Origin of the sequence: Halomonas sp. 707D4, from assembly GCF_024158685.1 — a bacterium.
Taxonomy (GTDB): Bacteria; Pseudomonadota; Gammaproteobacteria; order Pseudomonadales; family Halomonadaceae; genus Vreelandella.
Genome location: NZ_JAMZBD010000116.1, coordinates 1 through 7,774, shown reverse-complemented (window position 1 = coordinate 7,774; position 7,774 = coordinate 1). Strand labels below are relative to the sequence as shown.

7 protein-coding genes are annotated in these 7,774 nt (G+C 64.3%); 6 read left to right on the top strand and 1 reads right to left on the bottom strand.

Annotated elements, in window-relative coordinates; translation table 11 throughout:
• The coding region (locus BIS11_RS07005) for a chloride channel protein (RefSeq protein ID WP_253585859.1) at positions 1 to 1,124 on the bottom strand (1,124 nt) is incomplete at its 3' end.
• A 213-nt stretch (positions 1,125 to 1,337) separates the two neighbouring features.
• On the opposite strand from BIS11_RS07005, the gene argC reads away from it, so the two are divergent.
• From argC to mnmG, 6 genes are all read left to right on the top strand, one after another.
• Entirely contained in the window at positions 1,338 to 2,372 is a 1,035-nt protein-coding gene (argC, locus tag BIS11_RS07000; RefSeq protein WP_253585858.1) for an N-acetyl-gamma-glutamyl-phosphate reductase, read from the top strand.
• 103 nt (positions 2,373 to 2,475) lie between these two features.
• A complete protein-coding gene (gene erpA, locus BIS11_RS06995; protein WP_253425378.1) occupies positions 2,476 to 2,829 on the top strand; it encodes an iron-sulfur cluster insertion protein ErpA in 354 nt (117 codons plus the stop codon).
• A 145-nt stretch (positions 2,830 to 2,974) separates the two neighbouring features.
• Positions 2,975 to 3,736, top strand: coding sequence for a transporter substrate-binding domain-containing protein (locus BIS11_RS06990; RefSeq protein WP_253425381.1), 762 nt, complete (start codon positions 2,975 to 2,977; stop codon positions 3,734 to 3,736).
• 89 nt (positions 3,737 to 3,825) lie between these two features.
• Positions 3,826 to 4,497, top strand: a complete 672-nt coding sequence (locus BIS11_RS06985; protein ID WP_253425383.1) for an amino acid ABC transporter permease — start codon at positions 3,826 to 3,828, stop codon at positions 4,495 to 4,497.
• Positions 4,498 to 4,507: 10 nt separating this feature from the next.
• Positions 4,508 to 5,266, top strand: coding sequence for an amino acid ABC transporter ATP-binding protein (locus BIS11_RS06980; RefSeq protein WP_301283022.1), 759 nt, complete (start codon positions 4,508 to 4,510; stop codon positions 5,264 to 5,266).
• Positions 5,267 to 5,831: 565 nt separating this feature from the next.
• Positions 5,832 to 7,736, top strand: a complete 1,905-nt coding sequence (gene mnmG, locus BIS11_RS06975) for a tRNA uridine-5-carboxymethylaminomethyl(34) synthesis enzyme MnmG (protein WP_253421043.1) — start codon at positions 5,832 to 5,834, stop codon at positions 7,734 to 7,736.
• Positions 7,737 to 7,774 lie beyond the last annotated feature (38 nt).

Here is a 7,774-nt window from a genome sequence, read left to right as displayed (position 1 = left end):
GCCATGCCGAGCATCGCGAACACGCCGGGGTCGGCGGCGCTCGCCGGCCACAGCCAGGCGCCGAGCGCGCCGCTCAAGGCGCCGGCGGCGGCGCCGATCACCAGCACCGGGCCGATGATACCGATGGGTACGCCGCCGGCCACGGTGATGGCGGTCACCAGCAGCTTGGCGATTACCAGCACCAGCAGCACCTGGAGGCCGAGCTGGTTGTTGAGCGCCGCCGCCAGGCTGTCGTAGCCGATGCCCTGCACCTGGGGAAACCACCAGGCGGTGGCGGACGTGAGCACGCCCACCACCGCCAGGCGCAGCCATAGCGGAAGCCCGCTCAGTCGCCGGTTGCGGGAAACGTGAATGAAAAGTCCCGCCAGCAGGCCGATGCCGAGCCCGGTGATCACCACCCAGGGCAGGTTCATCAGCGAGCCCAGCGACACCTCGGGAATGCGAAAGGCGGGTTCGCTGCCATACACCGCCTGGGCGACTACCGCGCCCATGGTGGAGGCGAGAATCACCGGCATGAAGCTCATCAGGGTGTACTCCATCATCACCACTTCCATGGCGAAGATGACCCCGGCGATCGGCGTGTTGAAGGACGCGGAGATGCCCGCGGCAGTGCCGCAGGCCACCAGCACGCGCAGGCTGTTGTTGGGCAGGCGCAGCTTCACCCCGAGCCCGCTCGAGGCCGCCGCCCCCAGGTGGATGGCCGGCCCCTCGCGCCCGGCGGAGAGCCCGCCGAGCACCGACACCACCCCCACCCACCACTGGTTGAGCCAGTTGCGCAGCGGAAAGCGGCCCTGGTGGTAGGAGAGCCGCTCGATCACGTGGCCCACCCCGAGCTTTTGCGCCGCCGCCTTCTGGCGATACAGGAACACGCCGATCAAGGTGACGGCGAGCAGCGGCAGCAGCGCACGCAGCCAGGGGGCAAGCTTTTCGAAGGCTTCCGGGTCGGCCCCGGGCATGTAGAGGAGGGCGCCGGCGTCCAGCAGCAGGCGAAAGGCCACCATCACCGCCCCGGTCATGACGCCGGAAAGCAGCCCAAGCACGCATAGCTGCGGCAGCGCATCGACGTTGGCCAGTTGGCGGCGAAAGGACTCCAGGGTGAAATCTGCTCGGGAAAACCGTGCCACGGGCCTTTTCCTTGGCTGATGAGGGTGACGACTTTTTTGGAATCGACGTTGAACTCGGCGCTTCAGCGCGGTCACTCTTGTGTATCATAGCCTTGTAGCATAGCTGCCTGCGCTTAAACAGCCCGCGCGTGGTTCGCGGGCACGTGTCGGCAGGTGCAGACAGTTTCCCAGGCTCAACGTCAAACGCTAGATCAAACGCTAGAGAGGTGGATCGTGATCAAGGTCGGTATCGTCGGCGGTACAGGGTATACCGGAGTGGAGCTCTTGAGGCTTCTCGCCCAGCATCCAGAGGTCAGCGTCGAGGCGATCACCTCGCGCTCCGAGGCCGGCGTCAAGGTGTGCGACATGTACCCCAACCTGCGCGGCCACTACGATACCCTCACCTTCAGCGAACCCGACGCCCGCGCCCTCGGCGCCCTCGACGCGGTGTTCTTCGCCACGCCCCACGGCGTGGCCCACGCGCTTGCCGGCGAGCTTCTCGAGGGCGGCACCCGGGTGATCGATCTCTCGGCGGATTTCCGCCTGCGCGATGCCGACGAGTGGAGCCGCTGGTACGGCCAGCCCCACGGCGCCCCGGCGCTTCTCGACGAGGCCGTCTACGGGCTGCCCGAGATGCACCGCGAGAAGATCAAGCACGCGCGGCTGATCGCGGTGCCCGGCTGCTACCCGACCGCCGTGCAGCTTGGCTACCTGCCGCTGCTCGAGGCGGGGCTGATCGACCCGACCCGGCTGATCGCCGACTGCAAGTCCGGCGTCACCGGCGCCGGGCGCGGTGCCAAGGTGCCCTCTCTTCTGGCCGAGGCGAGCGAGTCCTTCAAGGCCTACGGCGCGTCAGGCCATCGCCACCTGCCGGAGATTCGCCAGGGCTTGAACGACATGCAGGCCTCCCCGGTGGGGCTGACTTTCGTGCCGCACCTCACCCCCATGATCCGCGGCATCCACGCCACCCTCTACTCGACGCTGACCGCCGACGCGGAAGATCTGCAGGCGCTGTTCGAGAAGCGCTACCAGGACGAGCCCTTCGTCGACGTGCTGCCCGCCGGCAGCCACCCGGAGACCCGCAGCGTGAAGGGCAACAATACCTGCCGCATCGCCGTTCACCGCCCGCAAGGCGGCGACACCGTGGTGGTGCTTTCGGTGATCGACAACCTGGTCAAGGGCGCCTCGGGCCAGGCGATCCAGAACCTCAACCTGATGTTCGGCTTCGACGAGAAACTCGGCCTCGATGCCCCGGCGCTGATGCCCTAGGGCTTGCGTCCCGGCAGAAGGGTCGACCAATAGTTGACCCTTTTGCTAGGGATTACCCATAATTGCCGCTACATTCATTCGTTCAAGCTCGCGGGAGGTACCTATGAGCGGTGCAGAAGCGTTCGTACCCACCCCATTACTGTTATCCGACAGCGCCCGCAAGCGCATCAAGGCGCTGCGCTTTGATGAGCACAACGATGCGCTCAAGCTGCGCGTCTACGTCACCGGCGGCGGCTGCTCCGGTTTTCAGTATGGATTCGATTTCGCCGAAAGCGTCGCCGACGACGACACCCTGATCGAGTTCGGCGATGCCACCCTGGTGGTCGACCCGCTCTCCTATCAGTACCTGGTCGGCTCCACCATCGACTTCGAAGAGGGGCTCGCCGGCGCGCGCTTTCGCGTCCAGAACCCCAACGCCACCACCACCTGCGGGTGTGGCGCCTCCTTCATGGTCTAACCTGCGTTAACGCAAGCTCCTCCCCGTGACTTGACGCCTTGGCGGTTTCTCGCCAAGGTTGATGGGTCAATAACATCGCGTCGCGCCTCTAATGGCCCTCGTGCCTGCCGATCCCGCCACGCGCAATAACTACGGGGAAACATCCATGCAGACCAAGCTTACCTACAGCGTGATCGCCGCCGCCCTCGCGCTCGGCAGCACCGCCGCGCTGGCCCAGACGCCGTCGGTCAACGTCGCCACCGACCCGAGCTTCGTGCCCTTCGAGATGATGGACCCGGACACCGGCGAGATGATCGGCTTCGACATGGACATCATCAACGAAGTGGCCGACCGCGCGGGCTTCGAGGTCAACCTCACCACCATGGAGTTCTCCGGCATCATCCCGGCGGTACAGACCGGAAGCCAGGAGATCGCCATCGCCGGTACCACCATCACCGACGAACGCGCCCAGGTGGTGGATTTCTCCGACCCCTACTACGACTCCGGCCTGCAGATCATCGTGCGCGCCGACAACGACGAGGTCGAGTCCATCGAAGACCTGGCCGGGTTGAAGGTCGCCACCAAGATCGGCTCGACCAGCTACGAATTCCTCCAGCAGCAGCTGGGCGACGACGCCGAGATCACGCCCTACCCGGGTACTGCCGACATGTACATGGCACTTCTGGGCCGCAACGTCGATGCGGTGCTCTACGACGCGCCCAACGTCGCCTACTTCTCCCAGACCCGTGGCGATGGCCGCACCAAGGTCGTTGGTCCCCTCTACGAAGGCCAGCAGTACGGCATCGTCTTCCACAAGGGCAGCGAGTGGGTAGAGCCGACCAACGAGGCGCTGGCCACCATGCGCGAAGACGGCACCTACGACGAGATCTATGAGAAGTGGTTCGGCGAAGCGCCGACCGCCGACTGATCGTCAAGCACTGACGCGATCTACTCCTGCAGGGTCGGACGATGTGTTGTCCGGCCCTTTTAGTTGTGACTTTTCTCTGGAGATAACGCGTGGACGTTAACTTTCAGTTCGACTGGTCGGCGGCGCTGGCCTCGATCCCCCATCTGCTGCCGGGCATTCCCTGGACCCTGGCGATCTCCTTCGGGGGGCTCGCCATCGGTTTCGTCATCGGCATCTTCTTCGGCCTTCTGCGCTTGAGCCCCGTGGCCTGGATGCGCTGGCTGGCCAGCGTCTACATCGAGGTGTTTCGCGGCACGCCGATCCTGGTGCAGGTGCTGTTCATCTTCTATGGCCTGCCGCAGCTTCTCGACGGGCCGATCAACGCCCTGACCGCCGGCATCGCCGCCATCGCGGTCAACTCCGGCGCCTACATCTCCGAGATCGTGCGCGGCGGGGTGCAGTCCATCGAGCGCGGCCAGCGCGAGGCGTCGCTGTCGCTCGGGCTGTCGCGCGCCCAGGCGTTCCGCTACGTGATCTGGCCCCAGGCGCTCAGGCGCATGGTGCCGCCGCTGGGCAACCAGGCGATCATCAGCATCAAGGACACCTCGCTCTTCTCGGTGATCGGCGTGGGCGAGCTGGTCCGCCAGGGGCAGATCTACATCGCCACCACCTTCACCGCCCTCGAGGTCTATTTCGTGGTGGCGCTGATGTACCTGGCCATCACCTGGACCCTCTCCCTGCTTTTGCGCTACTTCGAGCGCTCTCACCTCGCCGGCCAATAAGGAGCGCGCCATGACGACGACCAAGCCCCCCATCGTGCGCATGCGAAAGCTCCACAAGCACTTCGGCAGCCTGCACGTGCTCAACGACATCGACCTCGAGATCACCCCCGGCGAAGTGGTGGTGATCATCGGCGCCAGCGGCTCGGGCAAGTCCACGCTGATTCGTTGCATCAACGGCCTCGAGGAGTTCCAGTCCGGCCTGCTCGAGGTGGACGGCAACCTGTTGAAGCCCCTGGGCAAGAGCACCAAGGCGCTGCAGACCATCCGCACCGAGGTCGGCATGGTGTTCCAGCAGTTCAACCTGTTCCCGCACCTGAGCGTGATCGACAACGTCACCCTCGCGCCGATCAAGGTGCGCGGCCAGCGCCGCGAGCAGGCCACCGAGACCGCCAAGCGGCTACTGGCCAGAGTGGGCATCGCCGACCAGGCGAACAAGTACCCGAGCCAGCTTTCCGGCGGCCAGCAACAGCGCGTGGCGCTGGCCCGGGCACTCGCCATGGAGCCGCGGCTGATGCTGTTCGACGAGCCCACCTCGGCGCTCGACCCGGAGATGATCGGCGAAGTGCTCGACGCCATGCGCGAGCTGGCCAAGGAGGGCATGACCATGGTGATCGTCACCCACGAGATGGGGTTTGCCCGCGAAGTGGCAGACCGGGTGATCTTCATCCACAAGGGCGAGATCGCCGAGCAGGGTGCGCCGGAGCAGCTGTTCGACGCTCCCCAGCACGAGCGTACCCAGGCGTTTCTGGCGCGGGTACTCAAGCATTGAGCCACCGCTAGCCAAGCGCGTGAGCGCTCGAAACCGGTCATTTTCAAGGCCTGTCACCATGACAGGCCTTTTTTGTGCCTGTGGATACTTTCTTTTCGAATTTATTCACGTCGCTCCATGGGGCCCGCCATAGCCGCCTCTGATGGAATTCGCATCCATCATTGCGCTTGTTCACAGCCGGGCGGACAGCGCCGGTATACACCGGTGGATAACCGGTGTTCTCGCTGCGCTGTGCATAAACCGCCTTTCGATCCACAGCCTCACCACCGCTTGCCCGCAGGCACCTCGCCGTTTAACCACGGATCGTTCAACAATATACTTATCTGATAAATATGGGATTTAGTTGCTTATACACAGATTTTATCCACACCAGTAGTTACAACATCAACAGAACTTCTTTCTATATTTTTTATTTTATTATTAGTAAGTGATGACCCGTCTGAAAGCGGTGTGGAAAAACCTGACTGTTATGCACAGGCGGTTTATACTGGCGGGCTTATCGAGCCTAGGCTCACGTTAAATCGACGAATTCGGCGCTCATCGAAGGGCCAAGTTGAGGTGTCAATTGAATTACCCCGACCGCTTTGACGTCATTGTCATCGGCGGTGGCCATGCGGGAACCGAAGCCGCACTGGCCTCTGCTCGCATGGGTTGTCAAACCCTGCTGCTCACCCACAACATCGAGACCCTGGGGCAGATGTCCTGCAATCCCGCCATCGGCGGCATCGGCAAGAGCCACCTGGTCAAGGAGATCGATGCGCTGGGCGGCGCCATGGGGCTTGCCACTGACCTGGGCGGTATTCAGTTTCGCGTGTTGAACGCCCGCAAGGGGCCGGCGGTGCGCGCCACCCGTGCCCAGGCGGATCGTATTCGCTACAAGGCCGCCATTCGCGGCATGCTGGAAAACCAGCCGAACCTGACGCTGTTCCAGCAGGCGGCGGGCGATCTGATCGTGGAAAACGACACCGTGCGCGGGGTCGTCACCGAAACCGGCATCCGTTTTCTGAGCGACACCGTGGTGCTGTCGACCGGCACTTTCCTGGGCGGCGTGATTCACATCGGGCTCGACCAGAGCCGGGGCGGTCGCGCGGGGGACCCGCCCTCGAACGCCCTGGCCGAACGTCTTCGAGCACTGCCGTTTCGCGTCGACCGGCTCAAGACCGGCACACCGCCGCGCATCGACGCCAAGAGCGTCGATTTCAGCCAGCTCGAGGAGCAGCCCGGCGACACCCCGACGCCGGTGATGTCCTATCTCGGCACCCGGGAAATGCACCCGCAGCAGGTGAGCTGCCATACCGCCCACACCAACGAGCGCACCCACGAGATCATCATGGCGAACCTGGATCGCTCGCCGATGTACTCCGGTGTCATTGAAGGCGTGGGGCCGCGCTACTGCCCGTCGATCGAGGACAAGGTCCACCGCTTCGCCGACAAGTCGAGCCACCAGGTGTTCATCGAGCCCGAAGGCCTCGACACTCATGAGCTCTACCCCAACGGCATCTCCACCTCGCTGCCTTTCGACGTGCAGCTGCAGGTGGTGCGCTCGATCAAGGGGCTGGAAAACGCCCACATCACCCGGCCCGGCTACGCCATCGAGTACGATTTCTTCGATCCGCGCGATCTCAAGCACTCGCTGGAAACGAAATTCATCCACAACCTGTTCTTCGCCGGCCAGATCAACGGTACCACCGGCTACGAGGAGGCTGGCGCCCAGGGGCTTCTGGCCGGGCTCAACGCCGCCCGCCGGGCGAAGTCCCTCGACGCCTGGCACCCGCGCCGGGACGAGGCGTACCTGGGCGTACTGGTGGATGACCTGATCACCCTGGGCACCAAGGAGCCCTACCGCATGTTCACATCAAGAGCGGAATACCGCCTGATGCTGCGCGAGGACAATGCGGATCTGCGCCTGACCGAAAAGGGCCGCGAGCTGGGGTTGGTGGACGATGCTCGCTGGACGGCGTTTTGCGACAAACGCGAGGCGATCGAGCGTGAAAGCGCGCGGCTCAAGGCGGTATGGGTGCAGCCCAACACCGCCGCCGCCGACAAGATCGCCGAGAAGACCGGCCACCCGCTGGGCCGCGAGTACTCGCTGGCGGATCTTCTCAAGCGTCCGGAGCTGACCTACGCCGATATCACCACGCTCCCGGGACTCGAGAGCGATGCGGCGCAGCGCGGTGCCGTCGCCGAGCAGGTGCAGATCCACGCCAAGTACCAGGGCTACATCGACCGCCAGCAGGACGAGATCGACAAGCTCAAGCGCCACGAGGCGACCCCCTTGCCGGCGGAGCTCGACTACCAGAAGGTCGAGGGGCTCTCCAACGAGATTCGCCAGAAACTTTCCGAGGCGCGCCCCGAGACGCTCGCCCACGCCGCGCGTATTTCCGGCGTCACCCCGGCGGCGGTATCGATTCTCTTGATCCACCTGAAAAAGCGCCGTTTGATCGCGGGTAGCGAGGTAGCGAACGGATGAGCTCGCTGGACGCGCTTTCAAGGACCCTCCCGGCGGAG